At 61.6% G+C, this 19,480-nt stretch carries 18 protein-coding genes and 1 tRNA gene; 10 read left to right on the forward strand and 9 right to left on the reverse strand.

All coding sequences use genetic code 11. The features are described 5' to 3' along the window. Nucleotides 1-146 precede the first annotated feature (146 nt). The 5 genes from yajC (at nucleotide 147) to J5278_RS09295 (ending at nucleotide 4,895) form a co-directional block, all read left to right on the forward strand. Entirely contained in the window at nucleotides 147-497 is a 351-nt protein-coding gene (gene yajC, locus J5278_RS09275; RefSeq protein WP_142823038.1) for a preprotein translocase subunit YajC, read from the forward strand. 62 nt (nucleotides 498-559) lie between these two features. After that, a complete protein-coding gene (secDF, locus tag J5278_RS09280; RefSeq protein WP_209183934.1) occupies nucleotides 560-3,109 on the forward strand; it encodes a protein translocase subunit SecDF in 2,550 nt (849 codons plus the stop codon). Beyond that, entirely contained in the window at nucleotides 3,109-3,498 is a 390-nt protein-coding gene (locus J5278_RS09285) for an Mth938-like domain-containing protein (RefSeq protein ID WP_209183933.1), read from the forward strand. The genes secDF and J5278_RS09285 overlap by 1 nt, the downstream gene beginning before the upstream one ends. 9 nt (nucleotides 3,499-3,507) lie before the next feature. Then, on the forward strand, nucleotides 3,508-4,362 hold the full coding sequence (locus J5278_RS09290) for a phytoene/squalene synthase family protein (RefSeq protein WP_209183932.1): 855 nt from the start codon (nucleotides 3,508-3,510) through the stop codon (nucleotides 4,360-4,362). 71 nt (nucleotides 4,363-4,433) lie between these two features. Then, the gene (locus J5278_RS09295) at nucleotides 4,434-4,895 is read left to right on the forward strand and encodes a hypothetical protein (RefSeq protein ID WP_142823035.1); all 462 of its coding nucleotides are present in this window, start codon (nucleotides 4,434-4,436) and stop codon (nucleotides 4,893-4,895) included. Here the strand turns inward: J5278_RS09295 and trmFO are convergent. From trmFO to J5278_RS09310, 3 genes are all read right to left on the reverse strand, one after another. Continuing rightward, the gene (trmFO, locus tag J5278_RS09300) at nucleotides 4,886-6,331 is read right to left on the reverse strand and encodes a methylenetetrahydrofolate--tRNA-(uracil(54)-C(5))-methyltransferase (FADH(2)-oxidizing) TrmFO (RefSeq protein WP_209183931.1); all 1,446 of its coding nucleotides are present in this window, start codon (nucleotides 6,329-6,331) and stop codon (nucleotides 4,886-4,888) included. The genes J5278_RS09295 and trmFO overlap by 10 nt on opposite strands. A gap of 128 nt (nucleotides 6,332-6,459) precedes the next feature. Next, complete coding sequence (locus tag J5278_RS09305; RefSeq protein ID WP_111221763.1) at nucleotides 6,460-6,603, reverse strand: DUF1127 domain-containing protein; 144 nt, start codon at nucleotides 6,601-6,603, stop codon at nucleotides 6,460-6,462. Between the two features lie 287 nt (nucleotides 6,604-6,890). Next, nucleotides 6,891-7,037, reverse strand: coding sequence for a DUF1127 domain-containing protein (locus tag J5278_RS09310; protein WP_111221764.1), 147 nt, complete (start codon nucleotides 7,035-7,037; stop codon nucleotides 6,891-6,893). A 743-nt stretch (nucleotides 7,038-7,780) separates the two neighbouring features. Here J5278_RS09310 and J5278_RS09315 point away from each other — a divergent pair. The 4 genes from J5278_RS09315 (at nucleotide 7,781) to tig (ending at nucleotide 11,393) form a co-directional block, all read left to right on the forward strand. Continuing rightward, nucleotides 7,781-8,884: a DUF2157 domain-containing protein gene (locus J5278_RS09315; RefSeq protein WP_209183930.1), complete on the forward strand. Its 1,104-nt coding sequence runs from the start codon at nucleotides 7,781-7,783 to the stop codon at nucleotides 8,882-8,884. Beyond that, the gene (locus J5278_RS09320) at nucleotides 8,881-9,483 is read left to right on the forward strand and encodes a GDYXXLXY domain-containing protein (protein ID WP_209183929.1); all 603 of its coding nucleotides are present in this window, start codon (nucleotides 8,881-8,883) and stop codon (nucleotides 9,481-9,483) included. The genes J5278_RS09315 and J5278_RS09320 overlap by 4 nt, the downstream gene beginning before the upstream one ends. A gap of 142 nt (nucleotides 9,484-9,625) precedes the next feature. Beyond that, a tRNA-Leu gene (locus tag J5278_RS09325) sits at nucleotides 9,626-9,710 on the forward strand. A gap of 189 nt (nucleotides 9,711-9,899) precedes the next feature. After that, nucleotides 9,900-11,393, forward strand: coding sequence for a trigger factor (gene tig / locus J5278_RS09330; RefSeq protein ID WP_209183928.1), 1,494 nt, complete (start codon nucleotides 9,900-9,902; stop codon nucleotides 11,391-11,393). Between the two features lie 741 nt (nucleotides 11,394-12,134). On the opposite strand, the gene sthA is transcribed toward tig, so the two are convergent. The 6 genes from sthA to phaC all read right to left on the reverse strand — a co-directional run bounded on the left by sthA (nucleotide 12,135) and on the right by phaC (nucleotide 18,781). Continuing rightward, entirely contained in the window at nucleotides 12,135-13,541 is a 1,407-nt protein-coding gene (gene sthA, locus J5278_RS09335) for a Si-specific NAD(P)(+) transhydrogenase (RefSeq protein WP_142823030.1), read from the reverse strand. 103 nt (nucleotides 13,542-13,644) lie between these two features. After that, the gene (locus J5278_RS09340; protein ID WP_202617099.1) at nucleotides 13,645-14,247 is read right to left on the reverse strand and encodes a dual specificity protein phosphatase family protein; all 603 of its coding nucleotides are present in this window, start codon (nucleotides 14,245-14,247) and stop codon (nucleotides 13,645-13,647) included. 197 nt (nucleotides 14,248-14,444) lie between these two features. After that, nucleotides 14,445-15,287, reverse strand: coding sequence for a DNA repair protein RadC (gene radC / locus J5278_RS09345; protein ID WP_209183927.1), 843 nt, complete (start codon nucleotides 15,285-15,287; stop codon nucleotides 14,445-14,447). A 3-nt stretch (nucleotides 15,288-15,290) separates the two neighbouring features. Further along, nucleotides 15,291-16,127: a type I methionyl aminopeptidase gene (map, locus tag J5278_RS09350; protein WP_111221770.1), complete on the reverse strand. Its 837-nt coding sequence runs from the start codon at nucleotides 16,125-16,127 to the stop codon at nucleotides 15,291-15,293. A 9-nt stretch (nucleotides 16,128-16,136) separates the two neighbouring features. Then, nucleotides 16,137-16,880, reverse strand: a complete 744-nt coding sequence (gene sfsA / locus J5278_RS09355) for a DNA/RNA nuclease SfsA (RefSeq protein ID WP_209183926.1) — start codon at nucleotides 16,878-16,880, stop codon at nucleotides 16,137-16,139. Nucleotides 16,881-16,936: 56 nt separating this feature from the next. Further along, nucleotides 16,937-18,781, reverse strand: a complete 1,845-nt coding sequence (phaC, locus tag J5278_RS09360; protein ID WP_209183925.1) for a class I poly(R)-hydroxyalkanoic acid synthase — start codon at nucleotides 18,779-18,781, stop codon at nucleotides 16,937-16,939. A 153-nt stretch (nucleotides 18,782-18,934) separates the two neighbouring features. Between phaC and J5278_RS09365 the strand changes: the two genes are divergently transcribed. After that, nucleotides 18,935-19,342 carry a hypothetical protein gene (locus tag J5278_RS09365; protein WP_247749101.1) on the forward strand — a complete coding sequence of 136 codons (408 nt, stop codon included), beginning with the start codon at nucleotides 18,935-18,937 and terminating at the stop codon, nucleotides 19,340-19,342. Nucleotides 19,343-19,480: the final 138 nt, after the last annotated feature.

The following is a 19,480-nucleotide window of genomic DNA, read 5'->3' on the forward strand; positions in this document are numbered from 1 at the left end:
TTAGCATGGCCTTTCCCCGGCCGAAAGGTTAAGAGGCTGAGAAAACGGTACGGTTATCGGCTGTTTTTGTTGCATTTGCCACGATCACAATGATATCTCGCGCGGTGTAACGGGTTGTTTCCCGCCTGGATTTTGAGGAGTTCCCGATGTTTATCACCAACGCATACGCCCAGAGCGCCACCGATACCGCCATGGGCGTGTTTGGCGGTTCCGGCATGGAGATGGTTTTCCTCTTCGTTCCGCTGATGGTCGTCTGGTATTTTCTCCTTATCCGGCCGCAGCGCGCCCAGGCTCGCAAGCGTGACGACGTGTTGAAGAATATCCGTCGCGGCGACCAGATCGTCACGGGCGGCGGCATCGTCGGCAAGGTCGTCAAGGTCGTCGACGACAAGGAACTGGAAGTCGAGATTGCCGAAGGCGTCAAGGTCCGCGTCGTCCGCACGGCGATCTCGGAAGTCCGCGTCAAGGGTGAACCGGTCAAGGCGGACGCAGCCTAGCATCGATAACGGGCGGCCGGCCGTCCGGCCGCGTCGCGACGAATAGTAAAGTCGAGAACGCCATGCTGCAATTCTCCCGCTGGAAGACAATCCTCGTTTGGCTTGCCGTCGTTGCCAGCGTCCTCGTCGCACTTCCCAACCTGTTCAGCGACCGCCAGCTCGAGCGTTTCCCGAGCTGGCTGCCGCACCACAAGGCAATCCTCGGTCTAGACCTCCAGGGCGGCTCGCGGATCTCGCTGAAGATCGAGCGTGACGAGATCGTCGCAGCCCGGCTGCAATCGACGATCAACGATGTCGCGCGCCGGCTGCGTGATGCCAAAATTCCCACCGTCGATCTTTCCGGTACCGTCCAGACCATCACCATGCACCTGACCGACGTCGGCCAGATGGCGGCGGCGACCGATGCACTCAAGCCTTTAACCGACAGCGTCGGAAGCTCGGCCACCGGCGGTTCAATCCGCGAGGCTACCGTCGTCCCCGGCGATGGCGGCCTGATCACCGTGGCACTGACAAACGAAGGCATCGCCTTCCGTACCGCAGAGGCGCTGGACCAGTCGATCGAAGTGGTTCGCAGCCGCGTCAAGCAGGTCGGCCGCCGCGAGCCGCTGATCCAGCGGCAGGGCAGCGACCGGCTCATCGTCGAGGTGCCGGGCCTGACCGATCCCCAGCGGCTGAAGACGCTGCTGAACCAGCCGGCCAAGCTGACCTTCAACATGCTGGATACGAGCATGCCGGTGCAGACGGCGATCGACACGCAGCCACCGGCCAATTCCGAAGTGCTGTATTCGCAGGACGATCCGCCGGACAGCTACCTCGTCTTCAAGCGGCCCGTTGCCAATGACCAGAGCATCATCGCCGCCGAGCCGATGCTGGATACCCAGACCAAGCAGAACGTCGTCACTTTCCAGCTCGACGCAAAGGCCACCCAGGCATTCGCGCAGGCGACGGCGAAGAACGTCGGTAAGTCCTATGTCGCCGTGCTCGACGACCAGGTGATCTCGGCGCCGCTGATCAAGCAGCCCGTGACCGATGGCAAGGGCATGCTGGCCGGCAACTTTTCGCTCGAGGGGGCTGCCGACCTCGTCATCCTTCTGCGCTCCGGCTCGCTGCCGGCAACGCTGACGGTGGTCGAGGAGCGTACAGTCGAGCCCGGTCTCGGCGCCGATTCGACCCGCGCGAGCATCATCGCCGGCATCGTCGGTGCCTTTGCCGTGGTTGCTTTCATGGTGTTCTTCTATGGTTCGCTCGGCGGTTTCGCCACCGCGGCGCTGGTCTTCAACATCATTCTCATCATGGCGATCCTCAGCCTTTTCCAGGCGACGCTGACCTTGCCAGGTATCGCCGGCATCATCTTCACGATGGGTCTGGCGGTGGATTCGAACGTGCTGATCTATGAGCGTATCCGCGAAAAGCTGAAGGGTGGGACGCCGTTCGTGCAGGCTTGCGAAAGCGGATTTGCGCGCGCCTACACGACCATCATCGACGCCAATGTGACGACGCTGATCGCCGCTGCCATCCTGTTCTCCATGGGGAGCGGTCCCGTGCGCGGCTTTGCCGTGACACTCGGGATCGGCATCATCGCATCGCTGTTTACGGCTTTCACGCTGACCCGCTGGCTGATTGCCATCTGGATCAAGCGCCGCCGGCCGAAGCATTTGCCGAAGGGCGTGCGGACTGCTGTCTTCGACGGCGCCAATATCCGCTTCATGGGCATCCGCCGCTATACTTTCACGATCTCGGCCGTGCTTTCGGTCCTGTCGATGATTGGTTTCTTTTCGTTCGGCATGCATCTCGGTGTCGATTTCACAGGCGGCTCGCTGATCGAGGTTCGTGCCAAGCAGGGCAAAGTCGATATCCCGGATATCAAGACGCGCCTCGGGCAGCTGAATATCGGCGATGTCCAGGCGCAGCCGATCAGCAACGCGACCGGTGCGCTGATCCGCCTGCAGTCGCAGGATGGCGGCGAAAATGCCGAGCAGTCGGCGGTAACGCTGGTGCGTGGCGAATTGCAGGACAAGTACGAGTTCCGCCGCGTCGAGGTAGTGGGTCCGGCGATATCGGGCCAACTGACGCGGGCGGGTACGTTTGGCGTGATGGCCTCCCTGGCGGCGATCTTCATCTATATCTGGGTGCGGTTTGCCTGGCAGTATGCGCTGGGGGCGATCATCGCGACGCTGCACGATATCATCCTGACCTTCGGCCTGTTCGTTGTCACCGGTATCGAATTCAACCTGACGAGCATCGCAGCGGTGCTGACGATCATCGGCTATTCGCTCAACGATACCGTCGTCGTCTACGACCGGATGCGTGAAAACCTCAGGCACTACAAGCAGATGCCGTTGCCCATCCTCATCGATGCGTCGATCAACCAGACCCTGTCGCGCACCGTGCTGACGGCGGCAACCACATTGCTGGCGCTGCTGGCGCTGTCGATCTTCGGCGGCGAGGTCATCCGCTCGTTCACCTTCGTGATGTTCTTCGGGGTTGCTGTCGGTACCTTCTCGTCGATCTACATCGCAGCACCGGTGCTGATCGCCTTCAAGCTTCGGCCGCGCGGGGTGCAGCCCGGTCCGCATCCGGATGTGCCGCCAGCCGGCAAGGCGGTGGCTTGATGGCCCGTGGCATAGAGATCCGCTCCGCCCATTTTCCCGGCCGCGCGCCGATCGACGTTTATGGCAATGGCGGCTTTCGTTTTGCCGACATGTCGCATCGCGGCTCGATCCTCTGCCTGCCGTCTGGCATCTACGGCTGGGACATGACGGCCGCCGATGCCCTGACGCCTGATCGCTTCCAGAAGGTCATCGACGAGGCTGCCGAGATCGAATTCCTGCTGGTCGGCACCGGTGACGACATGCGGCTCTTGCCGCAGGCGCTGAAGACGGCGTTTCGGGATGCCGGCATGTCGTCGGATCCGATGAATACGGGAGCGGCGGTGCGGACCTTCAACATCATGCTGTCCGAATCGCGGGCGGTTGCCTGCGCCCTGATCGCCGTCGACTAGGGGCCCAAAATGGCGGCAGCGCTTCGCAGCAACGAGGAGATCTGCCTCGCCACCCTTCGCGACACCGATCGCGACCGTTATCTCGCATGCCTGCTGTCGCCGGAGGACAAGCGCCGCCCGCTGACCGCGCTCTATGGTTTTCATGCCGAACTTGCCCGCATCCGCGATCTCGTCCACGAGCCGCTGCCCGGCGAGGTGCGCCTGCAATACTGGCGCGACCTGCTCGAAGGCCAGTCGCACGGGTCGACCGAGGCCAATCCTCTGGCGTCGGAGTTGTTGCAGGCAATCGAGGCACACAGGCTGCCACGCGCCACGCTGGTCAACATGATCGACGCCCGGATCTTCGATCTCTATGACGACCCGATGGAAAACCGAAATGTGCTCGAAGGCTATGCCGGCGAGACCGCATCGGCGCTGATCCAGCTGGCCGGTCTGGTGCTGTCGCCGTCCGATGCCGTCCGCTCGACCGATGCTGCCGGCCACGCAGGCGTCGCCCAGGCGATTGCCGGCTGTCTGCTGCTGATGCCGCTGCATCGCCATCGTGGCCAGCTCTACCTGCCGCTGGAAATCCTCTCCGCCGTCGGCCTCGACCGTGACAGTTTCCTCGCGGGCACGGATATCCCCCGGGTCACCGCTGCCATCGATGCATTTGCAGGTCTCGGGCAGGAGCATCTGGCCAAGGCCCGCGCCTCAGGGCCCGTCGCACCCGGCCTCATGCCGGCATTCTTGCCTGTGGCGCTCACAGGGCCTATCCTGCGCAAGGCGCAGAAACTCGGTGCGGGCATCCTCGATCGGCCGATACAGGCCTCGCAATGGCGTCGCCAGCTCAGCATGGCCGTTGCCGCAATGCGCGGAAAATTTTGACACCGGTCAAACTCGCGCAAGTCTCGCGCGTTATGCGGCTTTAACGCACTCGTCCTGAAGGGAGAATCGCCATGGCAATGTTCATCTGGTTGGCGATCTTTGTTGCTGTCGTCGGTTTCGGGTTTTACGCAACCCGCATGGTGGCGCAGGACAAGGAGGAGAGCCTCAATGACCTCGGTCTGGCGATCCTGGAATTCGGCCGGGCCTTCCCGACCGAAGCGATCCGCCAGTTGCAGAAGACGAGGGATGGAAAGGCGCTGTTCGTCCGCCTGCACGACAACAAGGCCGGCTTCATGAAGGATCTCGGCAAGCATTTCGCCTGCCACGTGATCGAGCCGGGCAGGGCGCGTGTGCGGGATGCGGCCGACCAGCGCCGCATCACTATCGATTTCCTCGACGTGCCGCATCACAACGGCACCTATGAGTTCACCTCGGCAAAAGAGGCCGCCGAGGTGTCGCTGTGGTTGCTCGGCAATTATGTCGCGACCGATGATCTCGTGTTGCCGGAAAAGACAGCTGCCAATCAGCCCTGAGCGGCCATGGCCTCGACTGGTTCGGCAGCCGGCTCAAGACCGAGCCATTGAGCGCAATCCGCCAGCGCTCTCTTTGCCACCAGCTGGCGCTTCATGATCGTCTTGTCCTTGCCGCGAAAGCGCTTGATGCCTTCCGGCTTGACGATCGAACCGGGTTCGAGTTCCGGGAACAATCCGAAATTGATGTTCATCGGCTGGAACGAGCGCTTGCCGGGCTCCTCGTCACTGACGATATGGCCACCGGTAATGTGGTTGAGAAGTGCGCCGAGCGCAGTGGTGGCTGGCGGCAGGCTCGGCGTGTTTCCGTGGCGTTCGGCAGCTGCGAACCGTCCGGCGAGAAGCCCGATGCTGGCACTTTCGACATAACCCTCGCAGCCGGTGATCTGGCCGGCGAAGCGCAGGCCGGGCCGCGACTTCAGCGCCAGCGAGTGATCGAGCAGCACCGGCGAGTGGATGTAGGTATTGCGGTGGAGGCCGCCGAGGCGGGCAAACTCGGCATTCTGCAGGCCCGGGATCATGCGGAAGATATCCGCCTGCGCGCCGTATTTCAGTTTCGTCTGGAAGCCGACCATGTTGTAGAGCGAACCCAGCGCATTGTCCTGGCGAAGCTGGACGACGGCATAGGCCTTGACGGTCGGGTTATGGGCGTTTGTCAGCCCCATCGGCTTCATCGGCCCGTGACGAAGCGTCTCGCGGCCGCGTTCGGCCATCACCTCGATCGGCAGGCATCCGTCGAAATAAGGTGTGCCTTCCCATTCCTTGAAGCCGACGGCATCGCCTCCGATCAGCGCATCGATGAAGGCATTGTACTGGGCTTCGTCCATCGGACAGTTGATGTAGTCCTTGCCGTCACCGCCGGGACCGACCTTGTCGTAGCGCGACTGGAACCAGCAGATATCCATGTCGATGCTGTCGCGATAGACGATCGGCGCAATTGCATCGAAGAAGGCCAGCGCATCGGCACCGGTTTCTTCCTGGATTGCGGCAGCAAGGCCCGGCGCGGTCAGCGGTCCCGTGGCGATGATCGCCTGATCCCACTCCTTGGGCGGCAGGCCGGTGATTTCCTCTCGGACGACGGTAATCAGCGGGTTGCTTTCGATCTCCCGGGTGACATCGGCTGCAAAGCCGTCACGATCGACGGCGAGTGCGCCGCCGGCCGGCACCTGGTTGCGATCGGCGCAGGCCATGATCAGCGAACCGGCCAGCCGCATTTCCGCATGGATGACGCCGACGGCATTGCTGGTGGCATCGTCGGAGCGGAATGAATTGGAGCAGACGAGTTCTGCGAGGTCGTCGCCCTTATGAGCATCGGTGCCGCGAACGCCGCGCATTTCGTGCAGGATGACCGGGATACCGGAGGCTGCGATCTGCCAGGCAGCTTCCGAGCCTGCAAGGCCGCCGCCGATGACGTGGATGGGAGATAGGGTTGTTTTCATGGGCGGCTGAATAGCACGATGGCTCGCCGCTTCCAATCACCTGGGCTCAAAAACGCTAGCATGAGAAACTTCAGAATCAAAAACGGCGCCACCAGGGCGCCGTTTTTATAAGAACGTTCCGTAGACGATTAACGGAACGAGCGGTTGGCGATGTTGCGGATTTCGTAGCGGCTGATGCCGATGTCGGAGAGAGTCTGGTTCGACAGGCTGCCGAGTTCGCTCAGTGTGCGGCGGTAGGAAATCCAGCTCTTGGCAATGCGGATCGGGTTCATGGTGGTATCCTCGGTTCTATCAGGTTTGAGACAGGCTTGATTGCCGTGTCATCGATTGACCTCTATATAGGCGATAGACCGAAAAATGTGCAGTGCAATTAAAAGGCTACTGCTATGCGTTTGTGCACTACGCCGCATAAATAACAGTCGCGACTTAAAATTTAGGCGACAAAAGAGCGGGGTTTGAATGTCTCCGCGCGGGTTGATAAAAGACAAAAAAGAACGCCCGCCGCGGGATCCGCAACGGGCGTTGTAAGGCGATCGCTGATGGCGATGCCAGGGTCTGCTTAGCGACCGGTGGCTTCGCGGGCAACGCGGTGGATGTCAGAACGGTCGATGCCGAGGTCGTGCAGTTCGCGTGTGCTCATGCGGCCGAGTTCGGTAACGGTCTGACGATACTTGCGCCAGTTGTTGTAAGAGCGGGTGATGTTCATAGTAATCCCCTTTCCGAGGGTTTGATCCGCCAGCAACAATCGTTTGTGCTGGCTTCTTTCTACTGAGGCTGAATATAACGCATGCCGCGAAAACCAAAAGCGTCAATGCATCATGCCACCCATGCGCAAGGCGCATTGCTTGCCATTATTTGCACCATGATTGGTTATAAAATGTGCGCAATTGTCGCATTGCCAGAAGCGCGGGGTGCGTGGGTGCAGCGGGAGTGGGTCGCTATTGGCGATTCGCTCGGCGTCGGCTGCCTGGACCTTGTCACGGATGCCCGGAGGCCGGCCTCGTAACTGAAAAGACAATGCCCGCAGCGGGAGGAGCTGTGGGCATTGTTTGCGAGGATCAGCAAGGGATGGGGGAGGATTGCCGATCAATCGGAGCAACCGGGGAGGACGAGCGGCTCCGAAACGTCAGGAACTAGGTCTGCGTATCAGTCAGCGTTCTATCGGATGGCCGGTTCTAGTTGTCCACGCGGGACACTTTAGCGGACATGATCTCCGGCCTTACCGTGCTACAATCGAGTGTCAGGCATGCCGCTGTTGCATATCTGATTGCTCAAATCCGCACTCCATTAGCCGAGTATAATGTAGTGATCCTAACGGAGCGTTAAATTCCCACGCCTCCGGATGTCGTGCAGCGGAAAAGCGAGGCTTGCCAGCATTTGCCACCTGCCATATTCGGTCGCTATAGAGAATGGCGAGGCGGATGGCGCCGGGTGCAGCATGAGGCAGTAATGTATCGCGGCAGACTTCAGAGAGATCTCGGCGGCTGGGTGGAAAAGGGCTTGCTCGAAAGCGACCAGGCAGCTGCCATCATGGCCGATTACGACAGCCGTCCGGCGAGCTTCAGCCTCGGCCGGGTTCTGTCGGTGCTGGCAGCGCTGTTGGTGGCCGCAGCCATCCTGCTGCTGGTGGCTTCCAACTGGGAGGCCATTCCGCGGTTGGTTCGGGTCGGCGGATGCCTGGTGCTGATCTGGGGCTTCTATCTCTCCGGTGCCGCCTTCACGTCGCGCAACCAGCCGTCGCTGGCTGCTGCCATGCTGCTGCTGGCAACGCTGAGCTTTGGCGGCGCCGTGTCGCTGGTGGCGCAGATGTACCATCTCTCGGGCGACGAGATGACCATGGTGTTGATGTGGTTCGGGCTTGCCTGCCTCTCGGCGCTGATGTTTCGCTCCGGCAGCCAGGTCGTGGTTGCCGGCTTTCTCGCCTGGGGCTATTTCGCGCTCTATCTCGAAAATAATCTTTCGAACTGGATCGGCTGGTCGCCCTATGCGCCGCCGCTGATGGCTTCCATCGTGCTGGCGCTGATCTATTATACCGGCGCCACACGAGCGCGGCATCTGGTCTACCTGCTGTTGATTGGCTGGCTGACCTGGATCTATTCCCTGAACGACGGGTTGGGGATGGCGGTGCTCTACACAGCCATCGGGCTTGTCGCCTTCCTGTGCGTCGCCGTTCCGCTTCCGCCGCTCGCGGGGATGCTGCGGACTGCCGGGCCGACGCCAGCCTTCTACACATTCTGCATCGTCGCCATCGGCCTTCTGCTGCTGCATGTGGAGATCGTCAGCGGACCGCGCCTCATTGCGCTCGGTCTTGCGACGCTTGCGATCGCGGTCGGCGCAATTACTCTTTGCGGGCGGGACAACGGCGCGGTGCGCTACACCGGTTATCTGGTGTTTGCCGGCGAGATCCTGTTTCTCGCTTCCGAAACCATCGGCTCGATCATCGGGACGTCGGGCTTCTTCCTGGTGGCCGGGCTCCTGGTTGCGGTCGTCGCCTGGCTGGTGATCCGCGTGGAACGCCGTTTTGCAAGCCCATCGCCGGAGGTCACGCCATGAGCTTTCTGATCGACGCCGCCAGCGAGAGCCGGCCGTTCGCCCGCCGCGCCTATATCGCCGCCATCGCCTTGGCGTTGCTGCAGACCGTTGTGATCGGCACCATGATCGTCAGCCGCGCGACGATCCTGCGAAACGGCTCCGAGGTGCTGCTGAAGGCATCGCCGGTCGATCCGCGCGATCTCCTGCGCGGCGACTACGTCATCCTCAATTACGATATCTCGAATGTGCCGGTGTCGACGCTGGTGGGCGAGCGGCCTGCCGTCGCGGGCGAGCAGACGCTTTCGGTGCGGCTGACAAAGCAGGCCGATGGCTACTGGGGCATCGCCGAATCATCCTTCGTGCCGCTGGCGCCAAAGGACGGCACCGTCGTGCTTGCCAGCAAGCCCTTCGATTATCGCCCGACGGCAGATACCGCGACGATCCGGGTCGATTACGGGATCGAGAGCTATTACGTGCCGGAAGGCGAGGGGCATAGGCTCGAGCAGGCGCCGCTGGGCGGCCGGATGGCCATCTCCGCCCGCGTATCGCCGGCTGGCACGGCACAGATCAAAGCCCTGCTTCTCGACAACAAGCCTGTGTATGAAGAGCCGCTATACTGAGGCTTTTCGAACAAAATCGGGGATTGCCCGATCCTGTCCGCACAACTGTCATTTTTCCTTTGCGCGGTTTGAAACGGGTGATATAGAGACGCCGCGCTCCGGAAGGCCTCATGCGTAGGCATTGCTATGCGGTTTTAGGGACGCGGGTATGGTGAAATTGGTAGACACGCCAGATTTAGGTTCTGGTGCCGCAAGGCGTGGGAGTTCAAGTCTCTCTACCCGCACCAAGGCTGCTTTGCTGCCGGGGGAGGCTGATACAGTCTCATCCGAAGGCTTGCGAGAAGACGCGCCATTTTGCCTCCTGCAAAATGTTTGAGAATTGCATGAAAAGCCACGCCCGGTCGTCGGTCCGGCGTCGTGCTCATTGAAACGAACGGCTGTCTGGGCACCGCCGCTACGAAATGAAGGTTGAGAAAATGCAGGTTATCGAAACGCTGGCTGAAGGGCTGAAGCGCGAAATCAAGGTCGTAATTCCGGCCAAGGACATGGAAGGCCGCATGAACGAGCGCCTTGCAGAGGTTAAGGACAAGGTCAAGATCAACGGCTTCCGTCCCGGCAAGGTCCCGCCAGCGCACCTGAAGAAGATGTACGGCAAGTCGATCATGGCCGATCTCGTCAACGAGATCGTTCGCGACCAGCCGGCGCAGATCCTCACCGGCCGCGGCGAAAAGTCTGCCACCCAGCCTGAAATCGCCATGACCGAAGACAAGGACGAAGCCGAGAAGATCCTCGCTGCCGAAGCCGACTTCGAATTCACGCTGTCCTACGAAGTCATCCCTGCGATCGAACTTAAGCCGGTCAACGGCATCAAGGTCATCCGCGAAGTCGCCGAAATCGGTGAAGACGAAGTGACCGAGCAGATCATGAAGATCGCCGAGAGCGCCCGCACCTACGAGACCAAGGAAGGCGCTGCTGCCGATGGCGACCGCGTTACCCTCGATTACCTCGGCAAGGTCGACGGCGAAGCCTTCGAAGGCGGCAAGGACGAGAACGCCGAGCTGATCATCGGCTCGAACCGTTTCATCCCCGGCTTCGAAGAGCAGCTCGTCGGCGTCAAGGCCGGCGACGAGAAGGTCATCACCGTCACCTTCCCGAGCGAATACCCAGCCAAGAACCTGGCTGGCAAGGAAGCCACCTTCGACCTGACGATCAAGGACGTGGCCTCTGCTGCCGCAACCGAGATCAACGACGAACTGGCAACCAAGCTCGGCCTCGAATCGGCCGATCGCCTGAAGGAAATCGTTCGCGGCCAGATCGAAAGCCAGTACGGCTCGGTCACGCGTCAGAAGGTCAAGCGTCAGATCCTCGACCAGCTCGACGAAATGTACCAGTTCGACACCCCGCAGAAGCTCGTCGAAGCTGAATTCGAAAGCATCTGGCGCCAGATCCAGACCGATCTCGGTGAGAGCGGCAAGACCTTCGAAGACGAAGACACGACCGAAGAAGCAGCCCGCGCCGAGTATCTGAAGCTCGCCGAACGCCGCGTCCGCCTCGGCCTCGTTCTCTCCGAAATCGGCGAAAAAGCCGGCATCGAAGTCAGCGAAGACGAGCTGCAGCGCGCCCTCTACGAACAGCTCCGCCAGTTCCCGGGCCAGGAAAAGGAAATCCTGGAATTCTTCCGTAACACGCCGGGCGCATCCGCCAACCTGCGCGCGCCGATCTTCGAAGAAAAGGTCATCGACCACCTGCTCTCCGAAGTCGACGTGACGGACAAGACGGTCACCAAGGAAGCGCTGCTCGCCGAAGACGACGACAGCACCGAGAAGAGCGAAGGCAAGAAGGCGCCGAAGAAGAAGTCTGCCAAGGCAGAAGCTTCCAAGTCTGAGGCTTCCGAAGCCGAAGCCGAAGAAGCCGCTCCGAAGAAGAAGGCCGCTTCGAAGAAGAAGGCCACCGACGACACCGTCGAGTAATTCTTCGGAACTCTCTGCAAGTTTTGAAGGCCCTGCCGTTCGCGGCGGGGCCTTTTTGCGTTTGGGGCGGCGGGTTGCATGGGGTGTGGCGCGCCCTCTGTCACTGCGTGACATCTCCCCCACAAGGGGGGAGATCAGCCGATAGGTCGCGGTTTTACCAGAAGGGCGTTGTGAGTTCGGTGCGGGTTTTGCGATAGAAAGTTGCCCGGGCCGATCTCCCCCCCTTGTGGGGGAGATGTCACGCAGTGACAGAGGGGGGCGTGCTGGCGCAGGGCCTAACCGACGTCAATCTTGCACCCGGTAAAATTTCTCTTCCCATTTCCCAGGAATAGGAATATATTCCATTTGTCCCGATGTGGCTGTCAGGCGTGGCAGTTTCAGCGGGGCCGGTTTGGGGATGGGGCAGGACGCAGGCTGCTTTTCCGACCGCAGGTACGGTCACCTCCAGGGGAAAAGCGTGGCGAATGGGCTACGACGGACCTCTTGTATGCAGCGATGCAGACGCACCTGTCAGCCGGTCGAATGGGAGCGGCTGGCGGGTGTGGAGGGTCCCACCCGGCGGTGTCAGGCCGGACGGGAGGCGCTGAGAGGTGTCACTTAGAGATTGAACTACCCACTACCACTGCGAGGCAGCTTTCAGCGCCTGTTCCGGACTTTTCGCTCGATCCCACCGATGGCTCCCATCGCGTGGTTTTTTCCGCGATGGTTACGCTCCGCCGGTTTTCAGCCGGTTGAAAACCCTCAAAGCTCCGACTTGATGTCGCCCATGCGGTTGCCGGCATCCAGACCTGCGATCTTGTAGGCTTCGGCCAGCGTCGGGTAGTTGAAGGTGTTCTCGACGAAATACTCTACGGTGCCCTTCAGGTTGAGCACGGCCTGGCCGATATGGACCAGCTCGGTGGCGCCTTCGCCGACAATGTGGACGCCGAGCAGGCGCCGGGTTTTCAAGGAGAAGATCATCTTCAGCAGGCCGGTATCCAGCCCCATGATGTGGCCGCGCGAGGTTTCGCGGAAGCGGGCGATGCCGCATTCGTAAGGGATGCCGCGTTCCTTGACCTCTTCCTCGGTGAGGCCGCAGGTGGAGATTTCCGGGACGGCGTAGATGCCGTAGGGGAAATATTTCTGCGGCTCCTTGGCGATGGCGCCGACGGCGACGCGGGCAGCGATGCGGCCCTGTTCCATCGAGGTCGAGGCGAGGCTCGGAAAGCCGATGACGTCGCCGGCGGCAAAGATGTGCGGCACGCTGGTGGCAAAGGTTTCCGGGTTGACCGAGAGGCGGCCGCGGCTGTCAGCCTCTAGGCCTGCGGCCGGCAGATTGAGCTCGTCGGTGGCGCCCATGCGCCCGGCGGCAAACAGCACCATGTCGGTCACCAGGCGGCGGCCGCTGCCGAGGGTGACCTCGACCTTGCCGTTTTCGAGCTTCTCCACCTTGTCGGCTTTTTGGCCGAGCAGCAGCTTCATGTTGCGGTCGCGAAGCTGGTAGGTGAAATCCTCGACGATCTCCTTGTCGATGAAGTCGAGCATCGTCGATTTCGGATCGAGAAGAGTGACCTGCGTGTCGAGGGATGAGAAGATCGTCGCGTATTCGATGCCGATGACGCCGGCGCCGATGACGATCAGCGAGCGCGGCAGCGTTTCCATCTCGAGGATTTCGTCGCTGTCGAGCACGGTCTGGTGGTCGAACGGCATATAGCTCGGGCGGAAAGGTTTTGTGCCGACGGCAAGCAGGATGCTGGTCGCGGTCGCCCGCACGACCTCGCCGTCGTCCTTGGTGATTTCGATCGTGCGCGGATCGACGAAGCTGGCCTTGCCGCGAACGTGCTGGACGTGATTGCGGGCGAACTGGTGCTCGAGCACCTCGACCTCGTGGTCGAGGGTGATCAGCAGGCGGCGGCGCAGGTCTTCGGCGCTGATCTGCTGCTTGACGCGGTAGGCGCGGCCGTAGAAGCCGCGTTCCCGCCAGCCGGACAGGTTGAGCGCCGTTTCGCGCAGTGTCTTCGAAGGGATGGTGCCGGTGTGGACGGAGACGCCGCCAACGCGCTTGCCCTGCTCGATGACCAGAACCGTCTTGCCGAGCTTGGCAGCCTGAATGGCGCCCCTGCGGCCAGCCGGACCGCTGCCGACAACAATAAGATCGTATTGGTACATCGAATGGCCCCGCAGGATTGAATGCGAATCAGTGGTGCGTCGCACAATATACGCAGTTCAATCGGTACCGGAGCAGTGTTACAGATTGTCTAACGGCGGACAATTACGAATTGGAGAGGCCGAGCCAGGGTTCGAGCTTTTCGAAGGTTTCGTCCATCGGGTAGGCGGCGCTGATCGGCAGCGAGACGTGGCCGTAGATGATCGACATCTGGCCCTCGGCGACCTTCTCCGTGGTCTTGTCGATCGCTGCAAGATAGAGCGCGGTGGCGAGACCCGTGCGGTCGGCGCCGGCCTGGCAATGGATCAGAAGCGGCTTCGGTGCATCGCGCATCAGCTGCACCAGTGTTGCCGCCTGCTCCTGCGTCAGCTCGTGGCGCGAGGACATGCGGAAGTCGATGTGGTTGATACCGAGTTCTTTGGCTTCGGCGACTTCGGCATCGTACCAGCCATGGCCAGCATTCTCGCCGCGCAGGTTGATGATCGTCTTGATGCCATACTGCTTCTGCAGTGCGGCAATCGTGGCGGCGGAAGGCTGCGACGAACGGTAGAGTTCGCCTGAAATGACCGGATGGAAATTCGTGGTGGCGATCATATGAGCATAGAAGCCGCCGATCAGGGCGAGCAGGGGCAGGACCCCATACATGAAAAATCCCCGCGCCATCAGGCGAAGCGATGAAAAACGGCGCGGCGAAGCTGCTGTCAGCATGGTATCTCCGGGCGCCGGCCGGAGCGGCCTGGCGGGGTAAAGCGATCGAACTCCCGCACGTCTCGAGCATCCGGAGATGCCGCGATCTGCAGTATCGCCGTTCTGCCAGACCAGACTGACAGCCACCTGAAGAAACTGTGATGAAATCGTGACTGCGCCCGATGCCACCGGGCGTCAACAAGCCGGGTATTTCCGCCTCAGATCAGCCGCAGCCCCTTGAAGCTCGCATGGCCGTCCTTGCCGATGATGATGTGGTCGTGGACGACGATGCCGAGCGGCTTGGCGGTATCGACGATGGTCTTGGTCATGTCGATGTCGGCGCGCGACGGGGTCGGGTCGCCGGAGGGGTGATTATGCACGAGGATGATTGCCGTCGCCGACAGCTCCAGCGCCCGCTTGACGACCTCGCGCGGATAGACCGGCGTGTGGTCGACGGTACCGCGTCCCTGCACCTCGTCGGCGATCAGCGTGTTGCGCTTGTCGAGGAACAGGATGCGGAATTGCTCCCGGGTTTCGTAGGCCATGGCGCTGTGGCAGTAGTCGATGACGGAAGACCAGGAGGCCAGCACCTTCTTGCCGCGGATCTCGCTTTTCAGCATCCGTTGGGCGACCGAGGCCATCAGCTTGAGATCAAGCGCCACCGCCTCGCCGATGCCATTGACCTCCTGCAGCAGCGCAATCGGCGCTCCCATGACGCCGCCCAGCGTCTGGAAGCGGTCGATCAGCGCCTTGGCGATGGGCTTCGTGTCGCGGCGCGGAATCAGCCGGAACAGCAGCAGTTCGAGGATTTCGTAGTCGGCCAGCGCCGCATCGCCATTTTCCCGGTAGCGGGTCCGCAGCCGTTCGCGATGACCATGGACATGGGCCATGGGGTCGGGCTTTTGAAGCTCGATGGGTTTTCGCATCTGGGCTGTCTTGGCCGGCTGCTCGGCAAAGAACATCCGTTCGTCGAACAGCGCCGGTTCGCTATCGCCCGGTATGGCCTCGCTGTCTGGTGATCTCTCGCCATGTCCGTTTTCCGGACCGGGGCGCTTGGCCATGGTTCACCCTTGATAAGGAGGAAGGCCCGGCCGATCGAGCCCGGCGGGCGACAGCGTAAAGATCTCGCAGCCGGTCGAGGTAACGCCGACGGTGTGTTCGTACTGGGCCGAAAGTGAGCGGTCGCGCGTCACGGCTGTCCAGCCATCGGCAAGCACCTTGACGTGCGGCTTGCCGAGATTGATCATCGGCTCGATGGTGAATATCATGCCTTCGCGCATCTCGGGGCCGTCGCTGGCACGGCCGTAATGCAGGATGTTGGGCGAATCGTGAAACAGACTGCCGACGCCGTGGCCGCAGAAATCGCGCACCACCGAGCAGCGCTCACCCTCGGCATAGGTCTGGATCGCCTCGCCGATGGCGCCGATGCGGGCGCCCGGCTTGACCGCCGCGATGCCGAGCATCAGCGAGTGATAGGTGACCTCCAGCAGCCGTTCGGCCGAACGCTTGATGACACCGACCGGGTACATGCGGCTGGAATCGCCATGCCAGCCATCGAGCACGTAGGTGACGTCGATGTTGACGATATCGCCTTCGCGCAGGCCCTTGTCGTTGGGAATGCCGTGGCAGACGACGTGGTTGATCGAGGTGCAGCTCGACTTGGTATAGCCGCGATAGTTCAGCGTCGCCGGGTAGGCGCCGTGGTCCATGCCGAATTCGAAGACGAAGCGGTCGAGCACGTCGGTGGCGACGCCCGGAACGACAAGGGCAGCCATTTCGTCGAGGCAGCGTGCCGTCAGCTGGCAGGCCTTGCGCATGCCGGCGAAAGCATCGTCTCCGTAGAGACGGATCGCGCCGGTATTCTTCGGCGATGCCGTCGCTGCTTCGATATAGTTCACCATGATATGCCTTCAGTCTAGAATTGCCGTTTGAGTTTGTAGTGCAGCTATGCCGGGTTCGTCCATGGGGATCAATCCTGCGGCCGTGATTTCGAGCGGCGATATCGAGCATTTGAGCGCGAAGGCCTCGACGCCGCGCTGCCGGGCCCTGAGATAGGCGCGGCCGTACTGCGGATCGAGGTCATCGCAGATCCGGAAGCGGCTGCAATCGTCGCGCTGGATGACGTAGAGCATCACCGCCCGGTGACCCAGTTCCACCATGTCACCGAGTTCCTCTAGGTGCTTTGCACCCCTGGAAGTCACCGAATCCGGAAACTCGGCGAGGCCGGGCGTGCGGGCGAAGTGGACGTTCTTGACCTCGACATAAGCTGGTGGCTTGCCGGGACCGGCCAACAGCATGTCGATACGCGAGTTGCGCCCGTATTTCTGCTCGCGGCGCAGATCGGGATAGGTGCCGAGATCGGCGACCAGTCCGGCGCGGATGGCCTCTTCGGCCAGCCGGTTGGGCAACGCGGTGTTGACGCCCACCCGCGTACCGTCAGCCTCGATCAACTCGAAGACATAACGGTATTTACGCGTCTGGCTGTCGTGCTCGGAGAGCCAGATGCGCGACCCCGGCGTCGTCAGGCCGCGCATCGAGCCGGTGTTGGGGCAGAAACCGGTGACGATGCCGCCGCTCTCCAGCTCGGCGTCGAAGAGAAAGCGCTTGTAGCGGGCAATGAGCCGGGCCGGCACGAGGGGGCGTTCGAACAGCATTGCGATACTCTGTGGGGAGATTGGTCCTGGCCGTCAGGTCTTGTTATTCGGGCCAGTCAGGTCTTCTGCATCACGAACGAGCCGGGCGCCGGCTCGAGCGGGACCGGCGAATGGCTGCCGGGGATGCGGGGGGCGGCCCTTGTCGCATCGAGTGTCTCGATCCACGTCTGCCAGTGCGGCCACCAGGAGCCGGCGGTCTCCCTGGCGCCGGCCATCCAGCCGTCGAAGTCTTCGCCCGAAGGACCCTCGGACCAGAACTGATACTTGCGCCTTTCCGGCGGATTGACGATGCCGGCGATATGGCCGGAGCCGGCGACCACGAAGTCGACCGGGCCGCCGAAGAACGAGCCGCCCAGGTAAACCGATTTCGCCGGCGCTATGTGATCGTCTCGGGTGGCGAGATTGTAGACGGGGATGGTGACGTCGTTGAGCGACAGCGTCTTGCCATCGATCACCATGCGACCTTGGCTCAAAGTGTTGTCGAGGTAGCAATTGCGCAGGTAGAACAGGTGATTGGCCGCTGCCATGCGGGTCGAATCGCCGTTCCAGTAGAGCAGGTCGAAGGGCAGGGGTTCCTGGCCCTTCAGGTAGTTGTTGACGAAATAGGGCCAGATCAGCTCCGAGGCGCGCAGCATGTTGAAGGCCGTCGCCATCTTCGAGCCGTCGAGATAGCCGGATAGGCTCATCTGTCGCTCCAGCGCCTGCAACTGCTCCTCGTCGACGAAGACCTTGAGATCGCCGGCATGGGTGAAGTCGACCTGCGAGGTCAGCAGCGTCAGGGATTTGACGCGCTCGATGCCTTCAGCCGCATGCAGCGCCAGTGCCGACGACAGCAGCGTGCCGCCGACACAATAGCCGATCGCGTTCACCTCGGTTTCGCCGGTCGCATCTTCGATCGCGTCCAGTGCGAAGTCTATACCTTCGTGAATGTAGTCTGCCCAATCCTTCTCCGCATGGCGGGCATCCGGGTTGACCCAGGAAATGACGAAAACCGTGTGGCCCTGGTCGACGCACCACTTGATGAAGGACTTTTCCGGGTTGAGGTCGAGGATGTAGAACTTGTTGATCCAGGGCGGGCAGATCAGCAGTGGACGTTTGAAGACCGTCTCGGTTGCCGGCTCGTACTGGACGATCTGGCAGAGCTCGCTCTCGGCCACCACCTTGCCTGGTGTCATCGCCAGGTTGCGGCCGATGGCGAAGTGGCTGAGATCGGTCTGGCGCAGCTTCAGGTCGCCGCCGCCGGCACCGATGTCCTCGGCCAGCATCTTCATGCCACGCACAAGGTTCTCCGCATTCGAGGCGACGGTCTCGCGATAGAGCTGCGGGTTGGTGGCGATGAAATTGGCGGGCGAAATCGCCGCCATGATCTGCCTGACATAGAACGATGCCTTGTGGCGTGTATGGGCGTCGAGCCCCTCGGCCTCAGTCACCAGCGTGTCCGCCCAGTCGGAAGTCACGAGGTAGGTCTGGCGCAGGAAGTCGAAGAAGGGATTGCTCTGCCAGTCGTCGCCGGAGAGCCGCTTGTCCTTGATCGGCGCCTGCGGCGGCGGTTCGCTCGGCGGTTCCGACAGCCGCTGCATCGATTGCGTCCAGAGGCCGAAATAGCCGGACAGCAGCTTGGTCTGCGCCTCGAAGCTGCGCTGCGGGTCGGACATCCAGTAATCTGAGACGGTCGACAGCGTCTTGACCATATCGGTCATCGAATCATTGCCTTCGATCCGCTCGCCCCGTTCGCGCGGGGCCAGCCAGGCGGACGCAGCCTTGCCGAGATTCTGCAGGGCACGGGCGAAATTCAACGCCATCGTCTCCGGATCCTTGACGATATAGGGATCCGCCGATGCCGCGTCGAACGCGGATTTGGCCGGTTCGCCCTTGCTATCGTCCCGTTTGCTGTCGCTCACGCGTCATTCTCCGGCGGCGGTGCTGCTCTCATTTCCGTTTGTACATCGCCCGGGAAATGGAATACAAGTTCCAATGACAGGCACGCCTGCTCTTGCTTTGCTGCGGCGACGAATTTAACAGTCGTTCCGGGCAATGCGGGACCGGGCAGGATAATGATGATAGGCAGCGGCATAGTGGCAAGTTTCTACCGGTATTCCGTGGTCTTCGGGCTCGTTGCGCTGACACTGACCGGCTGCAAGACCATTGCCGAAAAGCAGGCGGAAGACGCCCGCAAGCGTGCAGCCCCGACTGCCGTGGTGATGAAGACAGGCAAGGGCGAACCCGCCGTCAAGACTCTCGAATACGGCAAGGACGGCTATCCCACCTTCAACGGCCCGCTCACGTCCGCCAACGTCCAGATCGCCGATCCGCAGGCGCTGGATATCCGCAAGCAGCTGACGGCCGCCGGCGCTGCGCGCGATTCCGGCGCGCTGACGCAGGCGCAGTACGATGCCAAGGTCGCGGAAATGCGCAAGCTGGCTGCCGAACAGAAGCAGACGCTCTCGGATCTCCAAAAGTAACCTTGCGCAAAAGCCCATTTGCACGCAAAGGGTTCAATCAAGAAGCGTTTGCATGTATCGTTCGGGTTTGAGGCGGCAAGTGTGCCGTGCTCGCCCCAAATTCACCGCATCACTCGCGTCAAACGAGAATATGGCGCC

It is taken from the genome of Rhizobium sp. B21/90 (assembly GCF_019355815.1).
GTDB lineage: Bacteria > Pseudomonadota > Alphaproteobacteria > Rhizobiales > Rhizobiaceae > Rhizobium > Rhizobium rhododendri.